This window comes from Saccharothrix sp. CB00851, assembly GCF_001905065.1.
Classification (GTDB): domain Bacteria; phylum Actinomycetota; class Actinomycetes; order Mycobacteriales; family Pseudonocardiaceae; genus Actinosynnema.
This window is the reverse complement of sequence record NZ_LWLC01000018.1, coordinates 63,970-90,146: the sequence shown is the minus strand read 5'-3', so window position 1 is coordinate 90,146 and position 26,177 is coordinate 63,970. Positions and strand designations below refer to the sequence as shown.

22 protein-coding genes are annotated in these 26,177 nt (G+C 72.4%); 6 read left to right on the top strand and 16 right to left on the bottom strand.

Translation table 11 applies throughout. From position 1 onward, the window contains the following. Positions 1-21: 21 nt before the first annotated feature. Positions 22-414 carry an ABA4-like family protein gene (locus A6A25_RS19030; protein ID WP_241828788.1) on the bottom strand — a complete coding sequence of 131 codons (393 nt, stop codon included), beginning with the start codon at positions 412-414 and terminating at the stop codon, positions 22-24. A 52-nt stretch (positions 415-466) separates the two neighbouring features. Continuing rightward, a complete protein-coding gene (locus A6A25_RS19025; RefSeq protein WP_073891922.1) occupies positions 467-1,363 on the bottom strand; it encodes a hypothetical protein in 897 nt (298 codons plus the stop codon). A 91-nt stretch (positions 1,364-1,454) separates the two neighbouring features. On the opposite strand from A6A25_RS19025, the gene A6A25_RS19020 reads away from it, so the two are divergent. Next, the gene (locus A6A25_RS19020; protein WP_073891920.1) at positions 1,455-2,102 is read left to right on the top strand and encodes a MerR family transcriptional regulator; all 648 of its coding nucleotides are present in this window, start codon (positions 1,455-1,457) and stop codon (positions 2,100-2,102) included. A gap of 218 nt (positions 2,103-2,320) precedes the next feature. On the opposite strand, the gene A6A25_RS19015 is transcribed toward A6A25_RS19020, so the two are convergent. Both A6A25_RS19015 and A6A25_RS19010 read right to left on the bottom strand, forming a co-directional pair. Further along, on the bottom strand, positions 2,321-3,565 hold the full coding sequence (locus tag A6A25_RS19015; protein ID WP_073891919.1) for a ribonuclease D: 1,245 nt from the start codon (positions 3,563-3,565) through the stop codon (positions 2,321-2,323). Positions 3,566-3,632: 67 nt separating this feature from the next. Then, positions 3,633-4,349, bottom strand: a complete 717-nt coding sequence (locus A6A25_RS19010) for a response regulator (protein ID WP_053718177.1) — start codon at positions 4,347-4,349, stop codon at positions 3,633-3,635. A gap of 254 nt (positions 4,350-4,603) precedes the next feature. Here A6A25_RS19010 and A6A25_RS19005 point away from each other — a divergent pair, with 254 nt between their 5' ends. Further along, positions 4,604-5,767, top strand: coding sequence for a dipeptidase (locus A6A25_RS19005; RefSeq protein WP_073891917.1), 1,164 nt, complete (start codon positions 4,604-4,606; stop codon positions 5,765-5,767). Between the two features lie 240 nt (positions 5,768-6,007). Here A6A25_RS19005 and A6A25_RS19000 read toward each other — a convergent pair whose 3' ends face one another. Next, positions 6,008-6,544: a DUF3000 domain-containing protein gene (locus A6A25_RS19000; RefSeq protein ID WP_073891916.1), complete on the bottom strand. Its 537-nt coding sequence runs from the start codon at positions 6,542-6,544 to the stop codon at positions 6,008-6,010. Positions 6,545-6,642: 98 nt separating this feature from the next. Here A6A25_RS19000 and hemE point away from each other — a divergent pair, with 98 nt between their 5' ends. From hemE to hemQ, 3 genes are read left to right on the top strand one after another with little or no spacing between them, the layout of a single operon-like run. Beyond that, positions 6,643-7,695, top strand: coding sequence for a uroporphyrinogen decarboxylase (gene hemE / locus A6A25_RS18995; RefSeq protein WP_073891914.1), 1,053 nt, complete (start codon positions 6,643-6,645; stop codon positions 7,693-7,695). Then, entirely contained in the window at positions 7,692-9,104 is a 1,413-nt protein-coding gene (hemG, locus tag A6A25_RS18990; RefSeq protein ID WP_073891913.1) for a protoporphyrinogen oxidase, read from the top strand. Before hemE ends, hemG begins: the two co-directional genes overlap by 4 nt. Positions 9,105-9,120: 16 nt before the next feature. Continuing rightward, on the top strand, positions 9,121-9,813 hold the full coding sequence (gene hemQ, locus A6A25_RS18985) for a hydrogen peroxide-dependent heme synthase (RefSeq protein WP_073891912.1): 693 nt from the start codon (positions 9,121-9,123) through the stop codon (positions 9,811-9,813). Here the strand turns inward: hemQ and A6A25_RS18980 are convergent. The 3 genes from A6A25_RS18980 to A6A25_RS44095 are packed head-to-tail and all read right to left on the bottom strand — an operon-like array spanning position 9,797 to position 11,561. Next, entirely contained in the window at positions 9,797-10,390 is a 594-nt protein-coding gene (locus tag A6A25_RS18980) for a hypothetical protein (protein ID WP_073891910.1), read from the bottom strand. The genes hemQ and A6A25_RS18980 overlap by 17 nt on opposite strands. Further along, positions 10,390-11,214, bottom strand: coding sequence for a WXG100 family type VII secretion target (locus A6A25_RS18975; RefSeq protein WP_073891909.1), 825 nt, complete (start codon positions 11,212-11,214; stop codon positions 10,390-10,392). The genes A6A25_RS18980 and A6A25_RS18975 overlap by 1 nt, the downstream gene beginning before the upstream one ends. Next, positions 11,211-11,561: a hypothetical protein gene (locus A6A25_RS44095; protein WP_073891907.1), complete on the bottom strand. Its 351-nt coding sequence runs from the start codon at positions 11,559-11,561 to the stop codon at positions 11,211-11,213. Before A6A25_RS44095 ends, A6A25_RS18975 begins: the two co-directional genes overlap by 4 nt. A 127-nt stretch (positions 11,562-11,688) precedes the next feature. Here A6A25_RS44095 and A6A25_RS44090 point away from each other — a divergent pair, with 127 nt between their 5' ends. Further along, positions 11,689-12,249 (top strand): YbaB/EbfC family nucleoid-associated protein, encoded by a 561-nt coding sequence (locus tag A6A25_RS44090; protein WP_073891906.1) that lies wholly within the window; start codon positions 11,689-11,691, stop codon positions 12,247-12,249. 52 nt (positions 12,250-12,301) lie between these two features. On the opposite strand, the gene A6A25_RS18960 is transcribed toward A6A25_RS44090, so the two are convergent. From A6A25_RS18960 to A6A25_RS18925, 8 genes are all read right to left on the bottom strand, one after another. Continuing rightward, complete coding sequence (locus A6A25_RS18960; RefSeq protein WP_083668454.1) at positions 12,302-15,520, bottom strand: S8 family serine peptidase; 3,219 nt, start codon at positions 15,518-15,520, stop codon at positions 12,302-12,304. Between the two features lie 94 nt (positions 15,521-15,614). Beyond that, complete coding sequence (locus tag A6A25_RS18955) at positions 15,615-18,815, bottom strand: S8 family serine peptidase (protein ID WP_241828787.1); 3,201 nt, start codon at positions 18,813-18,815, stop codon at positions 15,615-15,617. Between the two features lie 279 nt (positions 18,816-19,094). Then, complete coding sequence (locus tag A6A25_RS18950; protein WP_073891903.1) at positions 19,095-22,316, bottom strand: S8 family serine peptidase; 3,222 nt, start codon at positions 22,314-22,316, stop codon at positions 19,095-19,097. Positions 22,317-22,506: 190 nt separating this feature from the next. Next, positions 22,507-23,043, bottom strand: coding sequence for a hypothetical protein (locus A6A25_RS18945; RefSeq protein ID WP_143193251.1), 537 nt, complete (start codon positions 23,041-23,043; stop codon positions 22,507-22,509). Beyond that, a complete protein-coding gene (locus A6A25_RS18940) occupies positions 23,025-23,369 on the bottom strand; it encodes a hypothetical protein (RefSeq protein WP_073891901.1) in 345 nt (114 codons plus the stop codon). The genes A6A25_RS18945 and A6A25_RS18940 overlap by 19 nt, the downstream gene beginning before the upstream one ends. Beyond that, positions 23,366-24,163: a DUF692 domain-containing protein gene (locus tag A6A25_RS18935; RefSeq protein WP_073891900.1), complete on the bottom strand. Its 798-nt coding sequence runs from the start codon at positions 24,161-24,163 to the stop codon at positions 23,366-23,368. Before A6A25_RS18935 ends, A6A25_RS18940 begins: the two co-directional genes overlap by 4 nt. 300 nt (positions 24,164-24,463) lie before the next feature. Then, entirely contained in the window at positions 24,464-25,294 is an 831-nt protein-coding gene (locus A6A25_RS18930; RefSeq protein ID WP_073891898.1) for a TIGR04222 domain-containing membrane protein, read from the bottom strand. Continuing rightward, entirely contained in the window at positions 25,233-26,171 is a 939-nt protein-coding gene (locus A6A25_RS18925) for a TIGR04222 domain-containing membrane protein (RefSeq protein ID WP_073891897.1), read from the bottom strand. The genes A6A25_RS18930 and A6A25_RS18925 overlap by 62 nt, the downstream gene beginning before the upstream one ends. Positions 26,172-26,177 lie beyond the last annotated feature (6 nt).

Here is a 26,177-nt window from a genome sequence, read left to right as displayed (position 1 = left end):
GTAACCCAACTCTAGCCCCTGTTACTGGCCGGTAACCACCGAGGTCGCCCTGTCTGATCGGTCACAGAACGCCCGGATGGCCAGGAACAGTCCGAACCCGAACGGGGACAGGACGATCGTGAGCACCAGCAGTGGGCCCATGAGCAGCGGGTGCAGCCCCAAGCGGCGGCTCTCCCGGTACATCCACGCGCCGATCAGCAGGTCCCAGGCGATCACCTGTGCCCAGACCGCCGAGGCGCCCCAGGCGGTGGCCAGGAACTCCCTGAGCGTGTCCAGGTCCGGACTGCTCATCGTGGCCCACAACTCGGGCAGGTGCGCGGCGACCAGGACCGTGTAGACGACCAGTGGCGGCACCGCGATCAGCGGGGACGACACGACCCGGGCCGTCAGCGGTGACTTGGGGGCGAAGATCATCAGGCTCAGAACGGGATGGTGAGCCAGAACGTGATCTCGAACAGGAACCCGGTCATGCGTGCACGATCTCCTTCGGCGTGGTGGTGGCGCGCAGGGTCCTCGCGACCACCGCGGCGGTCCAGGTGAGCACGGCCAGCGCGCCGAGTGCGGTGAGCAGGTCCGGGCGCAGCAACGGCTGCCCGCGCAGCGCCTGCCACGTGACCAGGGTCATCAGGCCCGCGTAGCCGATCGCGAGGCCCCACACCGTCGCCCTGGTCGCACGCCCGCGCAGCAGCAGCACGGCCAGCGGGAGGACTTGGAGGGCGTGGATGCCGACGAAGTGCGGGATCCGCAGGTCGCCGCCCGTGGTGCTCCAGCCCGTCAGCGCCGTGTACGGGCCGCCGTCGGGCACGCCGACGCTGTGCGCGCCCACGATCCCGGCGTCGTCGTCCTGGCCGGGCGCGGGGGAGGTCATCAGGGTGCCGAGGGCGAGGCCGACCAGGGACAGGGTGAGGCCGAGTCGGATCGAGAGACCCGTCGCGCGGTTCTCGAACCGGGTGAAGGCCAGCGCCACCGCGATCACCGCGTGCATGATCCAGAGAGTGAGGATGCTGTAGGTCATGACGTCCCACAGCAGCTCGTCGAACGGCGTGGCGAGGTTGAAGTGGCTCCGCCGGCCGCGCACGACCTGTCCCACGATGACGACCATCTCGATGGTGCCGGCGAGCGCGATGACCGTGCCCGCCCACCGGCCGACCCGGCGCAGGCGGGTGGTGAGGGTCAGCATCCAGGCGAGCGTGACGCCGTACAGGGCGAGGGAGAGCGCGAATTTGAACGGCTTGAACCAGATCGGGGACCCGACCAGAATCCGGTCGTCGAAGATCAGCCCTCCGAGTGACACCACGGTGAGGGCGGCCATGAGCAGGGAGAACAGCATCAGGGGCGGGTGCCAGCGCAGGAAGCGGGTCATGGACGACTCCTAGGATGGATAGCAGTACTTTCTACTATCGGATAGCTACAGTATCCATGCTGAGGATCGTCTCAGGAAGGGGTTCTGCGCGATGCGCATCGCCGAGTTGAGCCGTCGCAGCGGCGTGCCCGTGGCGACGATCAAGTACTACCTGCGGGAAGGGCTGCTCCCGGCCGGTGAGCTGACCAGCCCGAACCAGGCCAGGTACTCCGACGAGCACCTGCACCGGCTGCGGCTCGTGCGGGCGATGGTGGAGCTGGGCGGGCTGTCGATCGCGGCCGTGCGCGAGGTGCTGGGCGCGTTGGACGACCCGGAGAAGTCCCTGCACAAGGCGATGGGCACGATCTCGGCGGCGGTGGCGCCACCGGACCTCGGCAGTGACGACGAGGTCGCGCACGAGCAGGTGCGGGCGTTCCTGGAGCGGCAGGGGTGGGTGTGCCGTCCGACGTCGTACGCGTACAAGGCGCTGGTGGGCGTGCTGGCGACGGCGCGGGAGGTCGGGCACGAGGGGTTCGCGGACCTGCTCGACGGGTACGCCGACGCCGCCCGGCCGCTGGCCGAGGCCGACCTGCGTTACGTGCTCGGCGCGGGGTCCAAGGACGAGGCTTTGGAAGGCGTCGTCGTGGGGACCGTGCTGGGTGACGCGGCCATGGCCGCCGTACGCGCCCTGGCCCGCCGCGAACTGTCCGGCGCCCGCAAAGCCGAGGAAACCCCCTCCGAACCGTGCTCCGACCCCTAAACCCCCCGCGCGTGTCCTACCTCCAGAACGCGAGAGTCCTACGTTCGGAACGCGAGTGTCCTACGTTCAGAACACCCGAGTTCAACGCTCAGCACAGTCGATCTTGTGCTGAGCGTTCAACTCGGGGTACGCGAACGTTGGACTCTCGCGTTCCCAACGTTGGACTCACGCGTCGCGAACGTAGGACACGCGCGTTCTGAACGTAGGACACGCCCGGGTTAGGTGGGCTGGTGGGCCAGGGCCTCGGAGAGGGTGGTGGCGGTCAGGGCGATCTGCCAGTTGCGGGCGCCGCCCTCGCGCAGTGCGGCGGCCACGCCCTCGGGCGAGATGTCGGCCGGCGGCTGCCAGCACGTGCGCCGCACCAGGTCGGGCAGCAGCAGGTTCTCCACCGGCAGGGTGTTCGCCTCGGCGACGGCCGTCAGAGCGGTCCGTGCGGCTGCCAGGCGGGCCGCGGCGGCCGGGTCCTTGTCCGCCCACCGGTTGGCCGGCGGCGGGCCGTCGTGCTGCTGTGACGGTTCCGGCAGCTCGGTGCGCGTCAGCGCGGCGGCACGTTGCAACGCGCCCAGCCACACGCCGACCATGCGCCGTTGCGCCCGACCGCGGAACACCGGCAGCGCCGACAGCGCGGCCTCGTCGGAGGGGTTGCGCACGGCGGCCTCGACCAGCGCGGAGTCCGGCAGCACCCGACCCGGCGCGATGTCGCGTTCACGGGCCAGCGCGTCCCGCGCCTCCCACAGCGCCCGCACCGCGGCCAGTTGCCGCGGACTGCGGATCCGGTGGATGCCCGACGTCCGGCGCCACGGTTCGGCGCGCGGACGCGGCAGGGGAGCCGTGCGGGCCGCCTCGAACTCCTCGAGCGCCCACTCCAGCTTCCCCTGCCGCTTGAGCTCCTGTTCGAGCACGTCACGCAGCTCGACCAGCAGTTCGACGTCGAGGGCGGCGTAGTTCAGCCAGTCGGTGGGAAGGGGGCGGCGTGACCAGTCGGCCGCACCGTGCCCCTTCTCCAACCGGTAGCCCAACAACCGCTCGACGAGCGTGCCCAGCGCCACCCGCTCGAACCCGGCCAGCCTGCCCGCCAGCTCGGTGTCGAACAGCACGCTCGGACGCAGGCCGAGTTCGGCGAGGCACGGCAGGTCTTGCGACGCCGCGTGCAACACCCACTCGGTCCCGTCCAGCGCCTCGACCAGCGGATCGAGCCGACCGCCGAGGGCGATCGGGTCGACCAGCACGGTCCCGGCGCCTTCCCGGCGCAGTTGCACCAGGTAAGCGCGTTGCGAGTAGCGGTATCCCGAGGCTCGCTCGGTGTCCACCGCAACCGGACCCGTCGCTCCGGCGAGCGCGTCAGCGGCACGCCGGAGCGACGGTGCGTCGGCGACGACAGGTGGAACACCGTCAGCGGGTTCCACCAGCGGCACCGGATCAGCACCGGTTGGTTCGGTTGGCTCGTCGGAGGGTACGTCCACGGCGGAAGACCCTACGACGAACGCACCACTCGCGGGTGTGTTCGGCCGGTTCAGTGTGCCGACCTGGCTAGCGGATCACGCCGGCACGCATGGCCAGCGCGACCATCTGAGCCCGATCCCCGGTGCCCAGCTTGCGCCCGATCCGCGACAGGTGGGACTTCACCGTCAGCGCGGAAAGGCTGAGCGCTTCGCCGATCTCCTTGTTGCTCTGGCCATCGGCGACCAGCTGGAGGACCTCGACCTCACGCGCGGAGAGCTCCCGCGGCGTGTTGTCGGTGCCCGGCACCCTCGTGCCCGCGGCAAGTACGGGCGCGACGCTCGGGTCCGCGTAGACGCCGCCGTCGAGGACCCTGCGCACCCCGTCGGTGACCACCATCGGCGAGGCGGACTTCAGCAGGTACGCCTGGGCGCCTGCCTGGAAGGCCGACCTGACCGCGTAGGGGTCGTCGGAGGACGCGAGGACCACGATGCGGGGCCAGCCCTGGGCACGGAGTTCCGTGACCAGGTCGATGCCGGTGCCATCCGGCAGACCCAGATCGAGGATCGCGAGGTCGCACGGTCCGGTAGCGAGTGCCCGCGCCCGAGCCTCCGCGACCGAAGCCGCCTCATGCACTGTCCCGGCTCCCATCTGGGTGAGCCGAGCCGATATCGCCTCCCTCAGCAGTGGGTGGTCGTCGACCACCAGCACTGAAAAAAGCTCCTCCCGCGGGTGCGGGACCATGTTCGCCGGCAACGTGCCGGCTGGCGTGGTACGAACGGCCTGACCTAAGCCGACGGCAGCCACGTCACTACCTCCCTGGAGTCGGTCGTGCCCCCCGACCGGCACCGGGACTTTCGTCCAATCAGCCGCGCCACTGATCGACCGAAAGTGGTGTCGTCTGGGGCAGCGTAGCCGCCCAAGCGGGTCTACGGGACGATCAATCGGGTATCTATCCCGAATGAGTTGTCACTGATGGCCCCTGTTGTCACACGATCGGCTGACAACTCGATCGGGGGCGTAACGCGAGCGGTTCTCACGACGACATCAAGGAGTTGCGGGTGGCGAGCACCACAGGTCGAGGCCGGGCCGAGGAACTGCTGGCCCGGGTGCCCCTCGTCGACGGGCACAACGACCTGCCGTGGGCGCTGCGCGACTTGGCCGCCACGGGGCAATTCGGTGAAAAGTCAACGGCGGGTGACCCGGTCGCGTCCGTCTCAACCGTCGACTTGACCGTGCGGCAGCCCGCCCTCCAGACCGATCTGGTCCGGGCGCGCGACGGCCGGTTGGGGATGCAGTTCTGGTCCGTCTGGGTTCCCTGCCGGCTGGCGGGCGACGCAGCCGTCACCGCCGTGCTGGAGCAGGTGGAGCTGGTGCACGACCTCGCCGCGCGCTACCCGGCGCACCTGCGCATCGCGACCACCGCCGACGAGGCTGAACGGGCCTTCCGGGACGGGCGGATAGCCTCCCTGATCGGCGCAGAGGGCGGACACAGCATCAACGGGTCGTTGGGCGTGCTGCGCGCGCTGCGGCGGCTCGGCGTGCGGTACATGACGCTCACTCACAACGAGAACACGCCGTGGGCCGATTCGGCGACGGACGAACCCGAGCACGGCGGCCTGACCGACTTCGGGCGTGACGTGGTGCGGGAGATGAACCGCGTCGGGATGCTGGTCGACCTGTCGCACGTCGCGCCGACCACGATGCGGGACGCCCTGGAGGTCTCCACCCGCCCGGTCGTGTTCAGCCACTCCTCGTGCCGCGCGGTCGCCGACCACCCGCGCAACGTGCCGGACGACGTGCTGGCGCGGCTGCGGGACAACGACGGCGTGTGCATGGTGACGTTCGTGCCGCACTTCCTGTCGCAGGCCTACGTCGAGTGGGACGCGCACCTGAAGGCCGCGATGGAGGCGGCGGGCGAGAACCACAACGACCTCGACACCCGCCACCGCTTCCTGGACACCTGGCAGGACGGCGCCCCCACACCTCGCGTGACCATGGACGACGTGCTCGACCACCTTGAACACGCCCGCGAGGTGGCCGGGATCGACCACATCGGGCTCGGCGGCGACTACGACGGGACGCGCAGCCTGCCGGAGGGCATGGAGGACGTCTCCTGCTACCCGGACCTGATCGGCGCCCTGCTGGACCGGGGGTGGAGCGAGGACGACTGCGCCAAGCTGGCGGGCCTCAACGCCCTGCGCGTGCTCCGCGCCAACGACTGACCCGCCCCGCTGCGCAGGGCCCCACCCGGCGACCCGCGTTGGAGCTGCCGAGGCGCGACCCTCGCCGCCGTCCGCGGCTCGGCGATGTGCCCGGCCCGTGCTCACGCAGGCGTCCCCGCCAGGGGACCCCTGTCTTGATTCTGCCGGTCGGCACCGACGAAAGCCGGGGTGGTGGGTGGTGGTTGTGGACAACTTGCGCGGTGATGGATGACTGGCGGTTGGAACGGCTGGCGGGCCGCGTCAGCGGAGGGTGCTCACGCCCACCGGGGGTAGGCCGACGGCGGTGGCCATGAGGTCGAAGAAGGCGGTGCCGTGGGAGGCCAGTTCGGCGTCCCGGGCGGTCCAGGAGGCGCGCAGTTCCAGGTCGTCCGTGCGGGCCGGGCCGGCGATGTCGCCGAACCTCGCGGACGACGTCTGGGTGACGGTGCCGCCCAGGGCCAGGAAGGCCGCGCCGGACGTCTCCAGCGCCTCGACCAGCCACGACCAGCCCACCTCGGGCAGCAGCGGGTCGGCGGCCAGTTCCGCGTCCAGTTCCACCCGCACGTAGGCGACCAGCCGGAACACGCCCGACCACGCCTCGACCCCGTCCGGGTCGTGCAGCAGCACGAGCCGTCCCGTGGACAGCTCGTCGGCGGGCCCGGTCACCTCCGCGGTCAACGCGAAGGACCAAGGCGCCAGCCGCTGGGGCGGGCGCACCTCGGTCAACTCCAGTTCGGGTCGGGTTCGCACCGACCGGAGCGTGGCCACCGCCCGCTGGAACAGTTCGGGCTCCGTCACACCACGGACTGTAGGCCCCTAAACCTCGGAACGTGAGCGCGGCACGCCGGGCCCACCACCGCACGCCCGAAGATGCCGTCCGCCCAACCCATGGGACGATGGCGGACGAGATGAACGACATCACCGAAGCCCCGTTGCTCGTCGCCGCGCGCGGCGGCCGGCCGTCACGCACCCCGGTCTGGTTCATGCGCCAGGCGGGCCGTTCCCTGCCGGAGTACCGCAAGCTGCGCGAAGGCACCGCGATGCTGGACGCCTGCATGGACCCGGGGATGGTCTGCGAGATCACCCTGCAGCCGGTGCGCCGCCACGACGTGGACGGCGCGATCCTGTTCTCCGACATCGTCGTGCCGCTCAAGGCCGCGGGCGTGGACCTGGACATCGTGCCGGGCACCGGGCCGGTGGTGGCCAAGCCGATCGCGACGGAGTCCGACGTCAAGGCCATCCCCGAGCTGCACGAGGAGCAGGTCCGGCCGGTGGTCGACGCGATCGGGCTGCTCAACGCCGAGCTCGGGAACGTGCCGCTGATCGGCTTCGCCGGCGCGCCGTTCACCCTGGCGTCCTACCTGGTCGAGGGCGGCCCGAGCAAGCACCACGAGCGCACCAAGGCGCTCATGCACGGCGACCCGGACCTGTGGCACGCGCTGCTGGACCGGCTGGCCGGCATCACGGCCGAGTTCCTGCGGGTGCAGGTGCGCGCGGGCGTGAAGGCGGTCCAGCTGTTCGACTCGTGGGCGGGTGCGCTGTCCGAGCGCGACTACCGCGAGTTCGTGCTGCCGCACTCGACCAGGGTGTTGCGGAGCGTCAGCGGGGTGCCGCGCATCCACTTCGGCGTCGGGACGGGCGAGCTGCTGCCCGCGATGCGGGAAGCGGGCGCGGACGTGGTGGGCGTCGACTGGCGCACGCCGCTGGACGTGGCCGTGAGGCGTCTCGAAGAGGCCGCGCCGGACCTGCCCAAGCCGGTGGTCCAGGGCAACCTCGACCCGGCGCTGCTGTTCGCGGGCCTGCCCGCGCTGGAACGCGAGATCGAGCGGATCAAGCGCGAGGGCCGCGCCGCCGCCGGGCACATCTTCAACCTCGGCCACGGCGTGCTGCCCGACACCGACCCGGACGTGATCACCCGGGCCGTCGAGCTGGTGCACCGGGTCGCATGAGAACGCCGCGGGTGGCGGTGGTCGGCGGCGGGATCTCCGGCCTCGCCGCCGCGCACCGGTTGCGCGGGCTGCTCGGCCCGCGCGCCGAGATCACCGTGGTCGAGCAGTCGCCGCGGCTGGGCGGCAAGCTGCGCACGGTCGAGCTCGCCGGCCGCGCGTACGACGTGGGCGCGGAGGCGTTCCTGCACCGCCGGCCCGAGGCCACCGAGCTGGCAGCCGAACTCGGCCTCGCCGACCAGGTGGTCCACCCGACGAAGGCGGCGGCGAGCATCCACGCCGCCGGCGACACCCGGCCCATCCCCGGGCACACCCTGATGGGTGTCCCCGCGTCAGTGGACGCCGTGCGCCAGGTGTTGTCGCACGAAGGGCTGCGCCGGGTCGCCGCCGAACCCGACCTGCCGCCGGTCCGGCTGGACGGCGCGGACGTGTCCGTGGGCGCGCTGCTGCGCGAGCGGTTCGGGCCCGAGGTGGGCGACCGCCTGGTCGGGCCGCTGCTCGGCGGTGTCTACGCGGGCCGCACCGACGTGCTCGGGCTGCGCGCGACCATGCCACAACTGGCCGCCGCGCTGGACGCCGGTGCCGGCTCGCTGCTGGCCGCCGCCGCGACCACCCTGCCCGCGCCGCCCCGATCGGGGGTCACCCGCCCGCCGGTCTTCGGCACGCTGCGCGACGGCCTGTCGACGTTGGTGGCCCGGCTGGCGCAGTCGGCCGAGATCAAGCTCGGCCTGCCGGTGCGCGCCCTGGTCCGCCACGGGGACGACTGGCGGCTGGAGATCGGCTCCGCCGCCGCGCCCGAGCACCTGGACGCGGACGGCGTCGTGCTCGCCGTGCCCGCGCCCGCCGCGCGCAAGCTCCTCGCCGACGTCGCGCCCGCCGCGTCCCGCCGGTACGCCGAGGTCGAGCTGGCGTCGATGGCGGTGGTGGCGCTGGCCCTGCCGCCGGGCACCGAGCTGCCCGAGCGGTCCGGTGTGCTGCTGGCCGAGGGCGAACGGGCCGCGGACGGCGTGCCGTTCACCGCGAAGGCGTTCACCTTCTCCAGCCGCAAGTGGGCGCACCTGGCCGGTGAACCCGTGCTGGTGCGCGGCAGCGTCGGCAGGCACGGCGAGGCGCACCTGCTGCAGCGCGACGACGACGAACTGGTCGCCGCCGTCCGCCACGACCTGCGCGAGCTGACCGGCATCACGGCCGAGCCGATCGACACCCTCGTCACCCGCTGGGGCGGCGGCCTGCCCCAGTACGGCGTGGGCCACGTGGACCTCGTGCGGGGCATCGAGGACGCCGTCCGCGCCGTGCCGGGCCTGGCCGTGGCGGGCGCCACGCTGCACGGCGTCGGCATCCCCGCGTGCATCGCGACGGCCGACGCCGCGGCGGCCCGTGTCGCCGCTCACGTCCTGGGCCGCGCCCACTGAGTGAGAGGATTGGGCCATGGCCCGCCTGAACTACACCGAACTCAACGACACCATCCGCTACACCATGTGGTCGGTCTTCCGGGTGGAGCCCGGTCGCCTGCCCGACGACCGCGGTCCGGCCGCGGCCGAGGCGCAGGAGTACCTGGACGGTTTGGAGGCCAAGGGCGTCGTGGTGCGCGGCGTGTACGACGTGGCGGGCCTGCGCGCGGACGCCGACTACATGATCTGGTGGCACGCCGAGGAGATCGAGCAGGTCCAGCAGGCCTACACCGGGTTCCGCCGCACCGCCGTGGGCCGCGCGTCGACCCCGGTGTGGAGCCAGGTCGCGCTGCACCGGCCCGCCGAGTTCAACCGCAGCCACATCCCGGCGTTCCTGGCGGGCGAGGAAGCGCGCAAGTACGTGTGCGTGTACCCGTTCGTGCGGTCCTACGAGTGGTACCTGCTGCCGGAGGAGGACCGCCGCCGCATGCTCGCCGACCACGGCAAGGAGGCGCGGGACTACCCGGACGTGCGGGCGAACACGGTGGCGTCGTTCGCGCTGGGCGACTACGAGTGGATGCTGGCGTTCGAGGCCGACGAGCTGCACCGCATCGTGGACCTCATGCGGCACCTGCGCGGCACCGAGGCGCGCCGCCACGTGCGCGAGGAGATCCCGTTCTACACCGGCACCCGCGTGCCGGCCGCCGAGCTGGTCACGAACCTGCCGTAAGGGCGGCGACGACGCGCTTGGCGCAGGCGCTGCCGACGTGCGCGCCGAACGTGCCGAGCACGATCCACGAACCGTCGGAGAACACGAGGCCGAACCGTCCCCGCGCGAGCAGCCGGGGGCGGTGCCGGGCCGCCACCACGACGCCACGCGGCTCCGCCCACGTCACGCCCATCCGGTCGTCCGCGTTGACGAGAACCACGACCCGCTGCGATGTCACGGCGAAGAAGCTGTGCCCCGTCACGGCCGCTTCCAGCCGCCGGGCCACCGACCCGGCCGGCCCGAAGCACGTGCGACCGCCGATCCAGCTCTCCGGGAACTCGCTCGGCAGGTCCAGCGACGGCGACGCGAACGCCACCCCGCCCACCCCGGCCAGCGCCTTGCCCACCCAGCCCTTCGGCTCCGGCACGGCCTGCCGCACCCGGTCCACGGCACGACCCGCGGGAGTGGTCCAGAAGTCCGGTTCGGCCCCGCCGCGCGCGCCGTAGGCCACGCCGACGGACGTGATCGCGAGCAGGGCCTCACCGGGTGACAACACGCGGCGCACGTCGTCACCCCACACCTTGAGGTCGTCGACCATCAGTCGTCGTCGGTGGCGTAGTTGTAGACGTCCTTGCCCATGTTGACCAGGCCGCCGACCGGTCCGCCGGGCACCGACTCGCCCAGCACCTGGCCGAGCGGGATGCGCACCGGCGCGGTGTAGATCGACTTGGCCACGCCGAGCGCGATGCCTTCCTTGCTGAACGTGCCCGCGGCCTTCTTCAGCGCCTTGATCGCCTTCAGGCCGGCCTTGTACGCCTTGGCCGCGTCGGCGAGCTTGCGCAGCAGGTTCGACAGCTTCATCAGCAGGTCGGCGAGCTTCTTCACGATCTTGAAGACCTTGCCGAGGGTGGCCGCGGCCTTGGCGGCGGCCGCGGCGGCGCCGGCCGCGAGGGACGCGCCGAAGCTGACCACCGACAGCGCGAGGCTCACCAGCAGGTCCGTCACCAGCATCATGATCAGGTCGATGACGAGGTCGATGATCAGGTTCGCCGAGTCGACGCAGCCCTTCGCCGCCTCCACCAGCATCCCCGACGTGTCCTGCACGTTCTGGGCGAGCTGGTCGATCTGCTCCTCGATCTCGGTCAGCCGGCCGTTGAACTTGTCCGCCGCCGGGCCCTGCCACACCCCGGTGACGGCCTGCCGCGCGCTCGCCTCGTCCGACACGATCGCGCGGATGTCGGTGGCCGCCTTCTCCCAGGCGTCGGCCGCGCGGATCAGGTCGTCCGGGTCGCCCGCGACCCAGTCGATGGCCTCCAGGAACGGCGTGAGCAACGGCCGGATGATGCCCTGGACCGGGCCGGGGCAGCCGTTGAGGAACGTCTCGATCTTGTTGTTGACCTCGACGGTCGTGCTGGGACTCATCCGCCCACCTTCGGAATCGTCAGCCCTTCGAGGCCCTGGCCGACGTCTGTGAGGAGTTCTCCGATTCCGCCGTCGACGCCTTTGTAGTCCTCGGCGGTGTCGCGCACGGATTCGGCGATGTCGCGCATGGCCTCGGCGCATTCCTTGAGATCGTTCATCGTCGAAGTCACGCGCTCTTCGTACGACGCGAAGATCTCGCCGCTGGACGGCATCTTGCCGAACGACTCGCGGCCGACCTTCGCGGCCTCCAACTCGGCCATGACCTGGTCGAACCGATCGCCCCGGCGGACCGACGAGCCCGCGAACTCCAGGATGCCATCGAGCTTGACGTCGAACTTCGCCGTCATGCGCCACCTCCAATGCCGATCACTCGGACGGTCGCGATCCCGCTTCGGTTCCGTCGGATCGCGAATTGCGCCGCCGTTCGCGTGCACTAGCCTGCGGCAGACTGTAGTACAGCGGATCGAGGGCGCGATGCGAGAAGATCTCGAACAGAAGCTGGCCCAATTCACCCAGCTCGCGGAGCAGAAGCAGCGGCAGGCCGACGAACTGCAAGGTCAACTGGCGGACCTGCGGGTGACCCGCAAGTCCGGGGACGGGTTGCTGACCGCCACCGTGACGGCGAACGGCCAGCTGGTCGACCTGCGCATCGACGACCGGGCCCTGCGCAACGGCCGCGAGCTGGCGGCGAACCTGCTGAACCTGGTGTTCCAGGCGTCGGCGGAGGCGTCGCGGCAGGTGCAGGCGCTGGCCACCCCGCTGCTGGAGGACAGCTCGATCGACCCGACCCAGCTCGGCCTGGGCCCGACGCCGCCGGTGGTGCCGGGACCGCCTGGCGCGCCCCAGTACCAGCAGCCGCCCCAGTACCAGCAGCAGGAGCCGCCCCAGACGTTCGCGCAGCCGGTGCGGAGCTACCCGCAGCCGCCGCCACCGCAGCCGTTCCAGCAGCAGCCGCCACCGCCCCCCGCGCGCCGTCCGCCGGTGGACGACGATCCGGACGAGGGCGGCTCGATCTTCCGCAAGGACACCTGGTGACCGGCGAGGAGGGGCGCCCGGTCCCGGACGCCCCTCCTCGCCCGGTCAGCGGTCACCCGGTGAGCCGGTAGGCCCGGATCACCGAGTGCTCGAACGTGTTGCCGTTGCTGTCGGACCCCTTGGCGCGCAGTGACGCGTAGCCGCCGGGCTCACCGGTGTTGCGCACGAACGCCGCACCGCCGAGGACGGGGACCGCCGTCCAGGTCTCGCCGTCGTCGAACGAGACCTCGACGTCGACCTCGCGGACGCGTCCGTTGTCCGCGCCCTGCTGCTGGTCGACGGTGAGCGGGATGCGGAGCACGCGGCCCGCCGGTGTGCCGCCGTCCGCGTCGAGTCGGGGCGTGAACCGCACCACCGAGATCGGCAGCCGGTGGATGGCGTCGTCGGGCGTGGTGTCGGAGCGGAACGTCCACGCGCCGGTGACCCGGGTGGTCAGGTCCGAGATGCCCGGCGCCCGGACGACGTCGACCTCCGCCCGGTAGCGGGCCGCACCCGCGGGCACGGTGAACACCGAACTCGGCTCGGCGACCTCGCCGATCTTCGTCCCGTCTCGGTAGAGCGCGGTGCGCGCGCTCTGGAAGGCGGAGCCGCCCAGGTGGTTGTCGGCGTCGTTGAGCAGCGGCACCTGCACGATGAGCTGGTCGCCGAGCCGGCCGAGGTAGTCGAACCGGGACGCGGGCAGGCCCGGCCCGAACACCGGGAAGGCGAACCGCTCGGCACCGCGCCCGCCGGGGCGGTAGGAGCGGTCGGGCGCGGTGTAGCTCGCGACGATGTCGAACTCGCCCCGGGACTGGGTCAGCCGCCAGGTCCACGTGACGTCGGCGGTGGTGACGTAGTCGACGGCCGCGCCACCCGGCCGCACCGGGAACATCACCGACCAGCCGCCGGAACCGGACGGGCCCGCGGGGTTGCCGCCGTGCGCGAACTGGTCGGTGGCCGGACCGGGCCCGAACCGGGTCCGCACCTCGGCCAGCTCGCGCCGGGCCGGCGCCCGGACGAACCCGGTGGGCACGCGGTCCTGCTCGGCCCACGCGAACCGGTAGGAGACGGGCGTGCCGTCGACCGGCCTGCCCTCGTACTGGCTGCCGATCAGGACTTCGAGCTCGGGCAGCGCCGGACCGACCTGGCCGAGGGTGAGGTTCTCCGGTAGCCCTTCGAGGAACGCCGCGCTGAACCCGACCTGACCGCCCTCGTGCCTGCGGTCGAGGCTGATGTCGCCGATGATCGACACCGCGTCCGGGTCGGGCGGGGTGATCTTGACCGGCTCGGCGGTGCGGGCGTCGAACGTGAGCGAGGCGTCCGCCTTGACCGACAGCGAGGGCTGCGGCAGCACGGCGACCCGGAGGTCGGCCGGGTCACCGCTGAGGATGTTGGCGTACACCATGTACTCGCCCCTGGGCAGGCGGGTGGTCACGGTGTTGTCGTTGTCCCGCAGGAACGTGAACGTGTCGTTGTCCACGCCCATCACGACACCCGTGTAGCGGGTGGGCACCCCGCCTTCGGCGTCGAGGAACGTCGCGGTGACCTCGTAGCTCTCGCCCTCGCGGTCGACGCTCACCGGTGTGCGCAGCACGTCGCCCGCGACCACGGCCCCGGAGAACGCGCCGTCCGCGGTGCCGGCCCGGGTGTCGGCGGTGACGCTCACCGTCGCCTCACCGCCGGCCGGAACGGTCACCGCAGCCGGGCTGACGGTGAACATGCCGGCGGGGGCGGGCTCGCCGTCCGGGCCGGTGGCCTCGACCGTCACCGGGAAGGTGACCGGCTCGGTCCCGTTGTTGCGGTAGGTCAGCTCCTTGGTGACGGGGACGTCGTCGTCGTGCGGCCACGCCTGGCGGCCCATGGCCAGGCTGACCGGGTCGGCGGTGACCGTGGCGGTGAGGGCCTTGGCCAGGTCGACGCGGCCGGTGCCCTGGTCGAACGCCGTGAGTGCGGGGTTGTGCTTGGCGGAGGCCATGAGGGCGGCCTTGATCTGGGCGCCCGTCCAGTCGGGGTGCTGCTGGGCGATCAGGGCCGCGGCGCCCGCGACGTGCGGGGTGGCCATGGACGTGCCGGAGAGTGCCACGTGGTGGTCGCCCACCGGGGTGCCGATGGTGCCGGTGGCGGCCTTCGCGGCGACGATGTCCACGCCCGGTGCGGTGACGTCCGGCTTGACCGCGCTGTCGCCGACGCGCGGGCCCCGGCTGGAGAAGTACGCGATGGTGTCGTCCCGGTCCACCGCGCCCACGGTCAACGCCGCGTCCGCGCTGCCGGGTGAGCCGACCGTGCCCGGCCGTGCCGAGTTGCCCGCGGCGATCACGAACAGCGTGCCGCTGCTCGCGGACAGCGTGTTCACGGCTTCTTCCAGCGGGTCGACCTCCGGCGAGTCGGTGCCGCCCAGGCTCAGGTTGACCACGTCGGCGCCCTGGTCGACGGCCCACCGCATGCCGTCGAGGATCCAGGACTCGGCGCAGCCGGAGAGGACGCACACCTTGCCGTCCAGGATCCGTGCGTCCGGCGCGACGCCCTTGTACGTGATCCCGTTGCTCGCGACGGTCGCGGCGACGTGCGTGCCGTGGCCGTCCACGTCGGTGGCGTCGGGGTCGTCGGTGAAGTTCCGCTCCGCGACCTCCTTGCCCGCCAGGTCGGGGTGCGCGCCGTCCACGCCGCCGTCGAGGACCGCGACCTTCACGCCTTCACCGGTGTACCCGGCTTCCCACGCGGTGGGTGCGCCGATCTGGGTGGTGGAGCGGTCGAGGCTCGGTCGGCGCAGGCCGTCCAGCCAGACCTTCTTCACGCCGGGGTCGTGCACCAGGGCCTGGAACGCCGTGGTGGCCTGGGTTTTCGGGGTTTGTGCGGCGACCGCGTCGATGGTGGGCAGGGCGCGGGTGATCCGGACGCTGCCGGTGTGCGGCTGGTCGCCGGTGATGATCAGCGGCACGGTGTCGCGTCGTGCGTCGTCGTAGCCGGACTCGACGAGCCCGGTCACGTCGAACAGGCGCAGGTCGAGCTTCCCGTCGGCGACCGGGGCGAGCGCGTCGTCCGGCACGACGTGCAGGTGGCCGTCGCGGCGGAACGTGTGGAACGTGATCCGCTCGCGGCCGGGACCGGCCTGGAACGAACCGGTCATCGGGCCGTTGAGCAGGACCTTGTCGCCCGTGATGAGGGTGACGGTGGCGCCGGCGCGGCCGCCGACCCGGTCCGGTGTCGCGGCGGCCACCCCCGTGGCCGTGGTGGCGACGAGCCCGGCGACCAACGCGGCCGAGGCGACTCGTCGTGATCTCGTGGTCAACACGGATACCTCCGAACCTCGTGGTGCGCGGCGGAGAAGTGCGAGTCGAACCCGGGAGGGGCACCCGCGGGACGCGAATGCCCCTCCCGGCCGGTGATCAGGCGATCTGGTAAGCCCGGATCACCGTGTGCTCGAACGTGTTGCCGAGGCTGTCCGAGCCCTTGACGCGCAGCGAGGCGTGCCCGGCGGTGTCGGGGTTGCGGACGAGCGCGGTCCGCCCGACCACCGGCGTCTTCGACCACGTCCTGCCGTCGTCGAACGACACCTCGACCACGACCTCGCGCACCCGGCCGTTGGCCGCGCCCTGCTGTTGCGCGACCACGAGCGGCACGCGCAGCACCCGGCCCGCGGGCGCACCGCCGTTCGCGTCCAGCGCCGGGGTGAACCGCACCACCGTCAACGGCAGCGGCGTGACCCGGTCACCCGGCGCGGTGCCCGAGCGGAACGTCCACGCGCCGCTGACCGCGGTGGTGAACTCCGAGACACCCGGCGCGCGCACGGCTTCCGTTTCGAGGCGGAAGCCCGCCGCACCCGGCGGCACGGTGAACCGGCCGCTCCCCGCCTCCGGCACCTCGCCGACGACGGTCCCGTCGCGCAGCAACCTGGTCCGCGCCGAGGACGTGGCCGAGACGCCGGCGTTGCCGTCCCGGTCACCGAACAGCGGCACCGCGAACTCGATCACGTCGCCGCTCCTGGCCAGGTTCGGGTGCATGCCGGTGGGCAGGGACGGCCCGAACACCGGGTTGTTGAGCCGCTGCCGGTAGGTGCGCCCCGGCTGGTGCGTGCGCGCCAGCGCGGCGACTTCGGCCTCGACCTCGTCGTCCTGGAGCTGCACCAGCGACCACGTCCAGCCGATCCCCGGTGCGGTGGTGGCGTAGTCGATCGACGCCCCCGGCGAGGTCACCGAGGCGTCCACGCCGATACCGCCCAGGCCACCGGTCACCCTCGGGAAGCCTGCGAAGCCGTACCGCTTGCCCGCCTGGCCGGGGCCGAACTCCGACCGCACCTCGGCCAGGTCGCGCTTGCCGGGCGCGCGGACGAACCCGGTGGGCACCTTCCCGTGCTCGGCCCACGAGAACCGGTAGGTCACCGGGGTCGTGCCGACGGGTGTGCCGGTGGCCTGCGTGCCCAGCTGCACGGTCAGGTCCGCGGCGGGCACCTCGGGGCCGAGGTGCCCGATCGCCACCCGGTCGCCGAAGCCGCCACCGAACACGACGCCGAGGGCGGTCACCAGCTCGCCGTCCTTCTTGCGCTCGATCAGCACGTCGCCGACCAGCGCCTCGGCCTTCGGGTCGGGGAACGTGACGGAGATCGGTTTCGCGTTGCGCGCGTCCACGGCGACCTCGGTGGTGTCGCGGCCGACGCGCAGGCTCGGCATCGGCAGGATGGCGCTCACCGCCCGGTCGGTCACCACCTCGGCCACGACCAGGTACTCGCCCGCGGGCAGCCGGGCGGTCGCCTTGCCGTCCACGCCGCTCACCAACGCGAACTTGTCGCTGTCCAGGCCGATGACGAACGCGAAGTGGTCGACCGCGGGACGGCCGTGCGCGTCCACGAAGTCGAACGTGACGTCGTAGCTCTCGACCTCGCGGTTCACGCCCACCGGCACGCGCAGCTCGACGCCGCCGCCGGAGGCGACGACCGTGCCGCTGTACGGGCCGTCCACGGTCGCGGCCCTGGTGTCGGCGGTGACGCTCACCGTCGCCTCACCGCCCGCGGGCACGGTGATCGTGCCGGGGCTGACGGTGAACACCCCGGTGGGCGCGGGCGTGCCGCCGGGACCCTTGGCGTCGAGCGCGAGGTTCAAGGTGACCGGCTGCCCGCCGGTGTTGCGGAGGGCGAACTCCTTGGTGGTCGGGGTGTCGTCGTCGTGCGGCCACTCCTGCAGGCCGAGCGCGAGCGACGGCGGGTCGGCGGTGACCTCGGTGGTGAGCGCCTTGGCCAGGTCGACGCGGCCGGTGCCCTGGTCGAACGCCGTCAGCGCCGGATTGTGCTTGGTGGACGCCATGAGGGCGGCCTTGATCTGCGCGCCCGTCCAGTCGGGGTGCTGCTGGGCGATCAACGCGGCCGCGCCCGCGACGTGCGGGGTGGCCATGGACGTCCCGGATACCGCCACGTGCCGGTCACCGACGGGGGTGCCGATGCGGCCGGTGCTGGACTTCGCCGCGACGATGTCCACGCCCGGTGCGGTGATGTCCGGCCGTGGTGCGCCGTCGCCGACGCGCGGGCCGCGGCTGGAGAAGGCCGCGATGCTGTCGTCCCGGTTCACCGCGCCGACGGCGAGTGCCGCGTCCGCGCTGGCCGGCGAGCTCAGCGTCTCCGACCCGCCGGAGTTGCCCGCCGCGACCACGAACAGCGCGCCGGTCTCGGCCGACAGCGTCTCGATCGCCTGCTCCAGCGGGTCGACGTCCGGCGTGTCCGTGCCGCCCAGGCTCATGTTGATCACGTCGGCGCCCTGCTCGGCCGCCCACCGCATACCATCGACGATCCAGGACTCGGCGCACCCGAGCGAGCACACCTTGCCGTCGAGGATCTGCGCGTCCGGCGCGACACCCCGGTACTGGGCGCCCGCACTGGCGACGGTGGCGGCGACGTGCGTGCCGTGGCCCACCAGGTCACTGGTGTCGGGGTCGTCGGTGAAGTTCCGCTCGGCGACCTCCCGTCCCGCCAGGTCCGGGTGCGTCTGGTCGACACCGCTGTCCAGCACGGCGACCTTGATGCCCTTACCGGTGAACCCGGCCTGCCACGCGGTGGGTGCGCCGATCTGGGCGGTGGAGCGGTCCAGGCTCGGCCGGCGCAGGCCGTCCAGCCAGACCTTCCGCACGCCCGGGTCGTTCACCAGGGCTTGGAAGGTGCTCGCCGTGTCGGTTTTCGCGGTCTGCGCGGCCACCGAGTCGATGGTGGGCAGCGCGCGGGTGATCCGGACGCTGCCCGTGCGCGGCTGGTCGCCGGTGATGATCAACGGCACGGTGTCGCGTCGTGCGTCGTCGTAGCCGGACTCGACCAGCCCGGTCACGTCGAACAGGCGCAGGTCCAGCCTGCCGTCGGCGAGCGGGCGGGCCGCGTCGCGCGGCACGACGTGCAGCCGGCCGTCGCGCAGGAAACGGTGGAACGTGATGCCGTCGCGGTCGGGACCCGGCGTGACGGAGAGCAGGGTGCGCCCGGCGACGACGACCCGGTCGCCGGTGATCAGGGTGACGGTGTGCCGCTCGCCGACGGCGTGGTTCGGCGGAGCCTGTTCAGGTGACAGCGGTGACGCGGTCGCCGTCACGGTGCCGGCGGCCAACCCGACCGCCACCAACGCGGCCCCCCAAGCGACGCGGTGCCTTCGTGATCTCGGATTCAACGCAGATACCTCCCGAATCTGGTTGAGCGCGCTGTGGAACGCGCTGACGGGAGGCGCACACGCAATGCGGTAGCACCGAAAGTGAAGTCGCCCCCCGACACCTCGACGCTATCCAGTCGAGGTAGCCGATTCAGCGGCCCAACGTGGTGCATGCGGGCGGCCGTGCGGCTCAACGGGCGTTGCTCGCCGAAAGGGGCGCCCGCGGTCGCGAACGCCCCTCCCGGTCGGCGATCAGACGATCTTGTAGGCCCGGATCACGGTGTGCTCCAGGGCGTTGCCGTCGCTGTCGGTCGCCTTCACCCGCAGCGACCCGTACCCGGCCGCGGCGGGGTTGCTGATCGTGGCGACGCCCGCGGCCACCGGCACCGCCGTCCACGTCGTGCCGTCGTCGAACGACACCTCGACGTCGATCCGGTCGACCCGGCCGTTGGCCGCGCCCTCCTGCTGCTGCACGGTCAGCGGCACCCGCAGCGCCTGCCCCCTCGGCGCCGCGCCGCTCGCGTCCAGCTCAGGCGTGAACCGCACCACCGACAACGGCAGCGGCACATACGCGCCACCGGTCGCCGTGTCCGAGCGGAACGTCCACGCGGCGCTCACCTTCGTGGCGAACTCCGACGTGCCCGCCGCCCGCACCGCGTCGGTCTCCACCCGGTAGGCCGCCGCACCCGCGGGCACCTCGAACAGCCCGTTCGCCGCGTACGCCGTCTCACCGACCTTCGTGCCGTTGCGCAGCAACGTGGTCCGGGCCGACGACACCGCCGCGTTGCCGCCGTTGCCCGCGCGGTCGGTGAACAACGGCACCGCGAAGCTGATCTCGTCACCGCTGCGCGCCAAGTACGGCGACCGGGACTCGGGCAGCGCGGGGGAGAACACCGGGTCGTTGAACCGCTCCTCGTGCGTCCCTCCCCGCTGGTAGGTGCGCTCCGGTGAGGTCAACGTCGCCTCCACCGCGCCGTCCGCGCCGAACTGCAGGAAACCCCACGACCACGCCAGGTCGGCGTTGACCCGGTTGACCGCCTCACCCGGCGACGTCACGTCCGGCAGCCACGCCCAGCCGCCCACACCGCCCGCGGTGATCGGGTTGCCGCCCAGCCCGAACTCGCGGCCTGCCGGTCCCGGCCCGAACTTCGTGCGCACCTCGGCCAGCTCCGCGGCGGCCACGTTGCGCACGAAACCGACCGGCATCTTCCCCTGCTGCGTCCACGCGAACCGGTACGTCACCGGCTTGGCGCCGTCCGGCGTGCCGCGGAACTGCGCGCCGACCAACGCGGTCAGGTCACCGGCCGCCAGCTCCGGGCCGACGTGCGCGATGGACACGTTCGGGCCGAACCCGCCGAGGAACGCCGTGCTCACGCTGGCCTGCCGGTCACCGTGGGTGCGCACCATCGTGACGTCACCCAACGCCTCCGCCGCGCCCGCGTCCGGCGCGGTGATCGTCAACGGCCTGGCCGCGCGGGCGTCCAGCGTCACCGTCGTGTCGGCGGTGACGGACAACCCCGGCCGGGGCAGCAACGCCAGCCGCGTGTCGTCGGTCTGCACGTCGGAGCTGGTGAAGTAGTCGCCCTTCGGCAACCGCAGCGTGAACGAGCCGTCGGCGTCGTAGGGGAACGCGAACGTGCCGTTGCTCAGCCCGATGATCGACGTGTAGTAGTCGGCCGCCGGCGCGCCCGAGCCGTCCACGAAGTCGAACCGGACGTCGTAGCTCTCCACCTCCCGGTTCACGCTGAGCGCGGTGCGCAGCGGCGTCGGACCACCCGTCGCCACCACCGAACCCACGAACAGCCCGTCCACCGTGCCCAGCCGCGTGTCGGCGGTGACCGCGGCCGTCGCCTCACCGCCCGCCGGGACGGTCACCTTCGCCGGCGACACCCCGATCAAGCCCGCCGGCGCGGCACCACCGTCCGGCCCTTTCGCCTCGGTGGCCAGCGACAACGTGATCGGCGCGGTGCCGCCGTTGCGGTAGGTGACCGTCTTCGTGATCGGGGTGTCGTCGCCGTGAGGCCACTTCTGCAAGCCCATCGCCAGGCTCGCCGGCTCCGCGGTGACCGTGGTCGTGCCCGCCTTCGCCACGTCCACCCGCCCCGAACCCTGGTCGAACGCCGTCAGCGCCGGGTTGTTCTCCGCCGACGCCACCAGCGCCGCCTTGATCTGCTCGCCCGACCAGTCCGGGTGCTGCTGCGCGACCAACGCCGCCGCGCCCGCCACGTGCGGCGTCGCCATCGACGTGCCCGACATCGACACGTACCCGTCGCCGGCCGGCGTACCGACCGTGCCGCTGCTCGACCTCGCGGCCACGATGTCCACGCCCGGCGCGGTGATGTCCGGCTTGACCGCGCCGTCACCCACCCGCGGACCCCGGCTGGAGAACGGCGCGATGCCGTCCTGACGGTCCACCGCGCCCACCGTCAACGCCGCGTCCGCGCTGCCCGGCGAGCTGATCGTCTCCGGGCGCGAGTTGTTGCCCGCCGCGACCACGAACAGCACGCCCGTCCGCGCGGACAGCGTGTTCACCGCCTCCTCCAGCGGGTCCAGCTCGGCCGTGTCACCGCCGCCCAGGCTGACGTTCACGATGTCCGCGCCCTGCTCCGCGGCCCACTGCATGCCCGCCACGATCGCCGACTCCGCGCAGCCCGCGGCGACGCACACCTTGCCGTCCAACAGGTCCGCGTCCGGTGCCACGCCCTTGTACCTCGCACCCGAACTCGCGATGGTCGCCGCGACGTGCGTGCCGTGGCCGACGCCGTCGGTGGTGTCCGGGTCGTCGGTGAAGTTGCGCTCCGCCACCTCGTGACCGGCCAGGTCCGGGTGGTCCTGGTCGATCCCGGTGTCCAGCACGGCCACCTTCACGCCCTTGCCGGTGTGCCCGGCCTGCCACGCGGTCGGCGCGCCGATCTGCGCGGTGGAGCGGTCCAGGCTCGGTTGGCGCAACCCGTCCAACCACACCTTGCGCACGCTCGCCCTCGACACGAGCGTGTGCCAGGTGTCCGATGCCTCGGACTTGACCACCTGCGCGGCGTACGAGCCGACCGCGGGCAGCGGGTGACCGATGCGCAGCCCGGCCGTCGCCGGCGCCTGCTCACCGGTCACGATCAGGGGCACGGTGTCCCGGCTGCGATCGTCGTAGCCGGCCTCGATCAGGCCCGTGACGTCGAACAGCCTCGGGTCCAGCTTGCCCTGCGAGACGGCCTTCGCCGCGTCACGCGGCACCACGTGCAGGTGGCCGTCACGCCGGTAGCTGTGGAACACCGTGCGTTCTCGCCCGGGGGCGGCGACCAGGGCGCTCACCTCGTCCCCGAGGAGCACCACCTTGTCGCCGGTGATCAGGGTGACCTCGTGGTGCTCGCCGGTCGACGGGACGTCCCGCGCGCCCGACACCCCGGGACTGCTCGCCGTGACGCCGGCCGCGACGAGCACGGCCCCCCACGCCAGGCCACGCCAACGTTTGCTCTTCACTCTCGAACCTCCCGGTGGGCTGCCGCGCGTGGCGGAACGCGGCCGGAAGGGCTTGCTACCCGCGGTGGCGGCGGATGGACCGGAGCGACGTTGCCCTTGGAACCCCACCGACGCTAGAGGGTTCCGACAGGGCGGACAGCCGCTGATTGGTCGGCAGGTTCTTGACCAATTCAGCGGAGTAAGCGGTTACCTACCGTTCAGTAATGGAGCCGTCGGCACCAACTGAGATACCTGCCTGTGGCCCACCCGCTGGGCAGTCCGGACCGTTGGGGTAGACCATTTCGGGGGTCAGCGCGATATTCCGGTCCACGAGGGAAGAACCGGATTGGTCCAGCAGCCGCAGGGTCACGTCGACCGGTTTCGCGGGCAGTTGGGGCAGATCGGCGAACCCGTGCTTCCCTTCCGTCGGCTCGGAGCGCGCGCTGCACGAGTCGTCCGGTGAGGTGCCGGTGCAGGTCGTCTCGGCGACCCGGCTCGACGGGTACAGCTCCAGCGCGGGGGTTGCACAGGAACCGTCCCAGCAAACCTCGATCGTCCCGGAAACCACCTCGGGGTGCTGCACGTCCACGCTCACGCCGACGCGCGTGCCGATCGCCGTGCACTCGACGCCGTTGCCCGCGTTCACCGTGCCGCAGGCCGTGGCCAGCAACAACACACCCAATGGCCAGGTTCGTCTCCACATGCCTCTCGGACGGAGCACGGGGGCGGTCAGGTTGCGCGTCGCCACCAACGCTTCTTCTTGGGTGGCTGCAGCTCGCCTCTGGCCGCCGCCCACTCGGCGAACCGGGCGGCGTCTTCGCGGAAGCGCGTGCCGACCTCTTTGGGGTGGGAGCGCGCGTAGTCGTCGAACAGGGGCCGGAACCGTTCGCCCAGTTCCGCGGCCACCTCGGGTTGGAGCATCGCCACGATCCCGCGGCGCTTGTTGAGCAGCGCGCGTTTCTCGATGCGCACGCGTTCCCGGTCGAAGCCCTCGGGTACCTCGCCGTCCGCCAGCAGCGCCCGCAACAACTCGGCCTGTGCGGCGGCCAGCCGTTCGCGCTGGGGCCGGGTCACCCGAGCACCGCCCGGATCGCGGCCAGTTCACCGGCGAGTTCGGCGTCGGCCGGGTAGTCGTCGTCGCGTTCGAGCAGGACGCCGGGCGGGTCGACGCGGGAGCGGAGCTGGGCGAGGACGTCGAGGACTTCCGGGAGGACCGCGTGGGCGTGCGTGTCGTGGTAGACGCCCTGGTGCTCTTCGCCGCCGGCGACGTGGACGTAGGCGAGGCGTTCCAGCGGGATCTCGTCGAGGAAGCGGGCGACGTCGGTGCCGAGGTTGCGGGCGTTGGCGTAGAGGTTGGCGACGTCGACCAGCAGGTGGCAGTCCGTGCGGTCGACCAGTTCGGCGAGGAACTGGCCCTCGGTGAGCTCGCCGTCCGGCCAGTCGAGGAGGGCGGCCACGTTCTCCAGGGCGAGCGGGACGGGCAGGTCCTGCTGAGCGGCTTTGACGTTCGCGACCAGGACGTCGAGCGCGTCGCGGGTGCGGGGGAGGGGCATGAGGTGCCCGGAATCCAAACCGCCCGCGTGGACGAAGCAGACGTGATCGCTGACCAACGGGGCGTCGAGGGCTTCGGCCAGTGCGGCCAGGTGCGCGACCCTCTGCGCGTCCACCGGTTCCGCGCCGCCGAGGGACAGCGAGACGGCGTGCGGCAGTACCGGAACGCCTCGTTCACGGAGGAGGAGTACAGACTCCGGCAAGTGCCCGACGTGCAGGTTCTCCGCCACCACCTCGACGAAGTCGACCCCGGGCAACCTCTCCACCGTCAGATCGATCTCCGGCCGCCACCCGATCCCGACACCCAACTTCTCCACGGCTGACACCCACCTTCCCCGGCTAGTATGGAGATCGTCTCCGACCTGACCCTCGACACACCATCGAGTGATCATTGACATCGACACTCGCAAAACGCTGTTATCTTCGACCTCGAACGTCGGTTGGAACAACGAGGAAGCCGGCCCGCCGACCCACCCCGGACGCCACGCCTGAGCGTGATCCACGCGCGCGACCCCGGCTCGGCCCGTGGGTGCCGTAGACGAAGGGGCTCACCGGACGCGGCGGCTGCGTCGGCGCCACAAGGAGCGGCTGCGGCGAGGGCGGGTGGCGTCCGGTGGTCAGTCGCCGCCACCGCCGCCCCCACAGCCTCCTCCGCCGCCGCACGACGAGCCGCCGCTGTCCGAACTGCTGCTGCTGCCGCTCCCGCAGCTGCTGCTGGCACAACTGCCGCACCCGCCGCCGCACGAGGCGCCGCCATCGGAGCCGCTGCGGCGCGACCGTCGCCGCAACGTCGCTGCCGCGGCCGGTGCGATGCCGAGCACCTCCCACACGTGGGTGTTGCGCACGACCTTGCCCAGCAACCCGTAGTAGGCCACCAGCGCGATCCGGTTCGGCGAGATGGCCACCTCCCCCAGCCGCGCCACCACGCGCCGTCCCGGACCGGTCAGCGGACGCGCGAGCCGCCCGAGCACGACCGAGCCCACCACCCCGGCGACCACCGCGCCGAAGGCGAGCCCGAACGGCAGGTCGAGCACACCCGTCCCGATCACCGTCAGCACCACGGCGACCACCAGCAGCCACCGTGCCAGCCGCGCCGCCTTGCGCCGTCCCGGCGGGGTGAGCAGACCCCGGTCGACCAGGTGCAGCCGCAGCGCCCGGGCCTCCGCGCTCCACACCACTGCGGAGATCACGTCGCCCAGCGGCAGCGGCAGCCTGCGCAGCACGTGCGCCTGCAGCGGGGTCCCGCCGTGAGCCGGCCGTCCCACCGCGCTGACCAGGCCCTCGCGGGAGATCCGCACCGCGCCCGCCTCGACCAGCGAGACCACCGCGACCTCGGCCGCCCGGCCCGGACCACCCACCAGGAAACCCTGCTCCTCCGAGCCCGGCTCAGGCGTCGAACCCCCCGGACCCGTCGAACCCGCCGAAGTCGGAGTCCACTGCGTCGCCATCGTCATCGCCCTCCAACCACTGCGCGGCCAGCCATCCACCCGCGAACCACCCACCGGCCACCAGCCACCCGTTGCGCCGCTGCCAGCGTTGCGGTTCGACCACCACGGCACGCCTGCGCCGGGGGAGCGGTGCCTGGGAGGTTTCCGCAGGTGCGATCGGTTCCGCCCGTTCGCCGTCGAACACCGCCGTCTCCGACCGCGCCGACCCCTCACGCGGCACGGGCGGGACGGCGGTGCGCGACGACCCGGAACGGACCAGGCCGTAGCGGGCGGTCACCTCGGCCGGGTCGACCGGGGCGAGGCCCGCCGTGGCCTCCTCGTACGCCCGCGCGCCCCGCCTCGTCAGGACGGGCGGCGGACCCAACAGCAGCAGGACACCGAGCGCGCCGGTGACCGACAGCGCGGTGACCGTCACCCACCCACCCGGACCTGCGAACACGGCGACCACCGCGAGCGCCGCCACCGGCACGATCACCAGCACCGCTCGCGCCAACCGCCGCCGCGGTGACACCAGCAGCCCGCCCGCGACCAGGCGTTGCCCGATCTGCCGAGCCGGTCCGCTGGTGGCCGCGCCGACCACGAGCCCGTCCAGGTCACGCGGCTGCGTGAGCCGGGCGAGCACGACCGCCTGCAACGCGGTGGCCGGCTGCTCCTCACCGGGCACCGCCGCGACCACCGAACCGGACACCCGTGCCCGGTTCTCGGCCACCAACCCCGCCAACGCCACCTCGACCGCCCGCACCGGGCCACCACCGAGGTAGCCGATCTCCTCGAACGACAACGGCCGGTCGGGCACGGCACCGGCGACCCGCTTCCACCGCAGGCCCACCACCACCGCGGCGACGAGCGCCGGGCCGTACCACCACAGGAACGTCATGGCCGC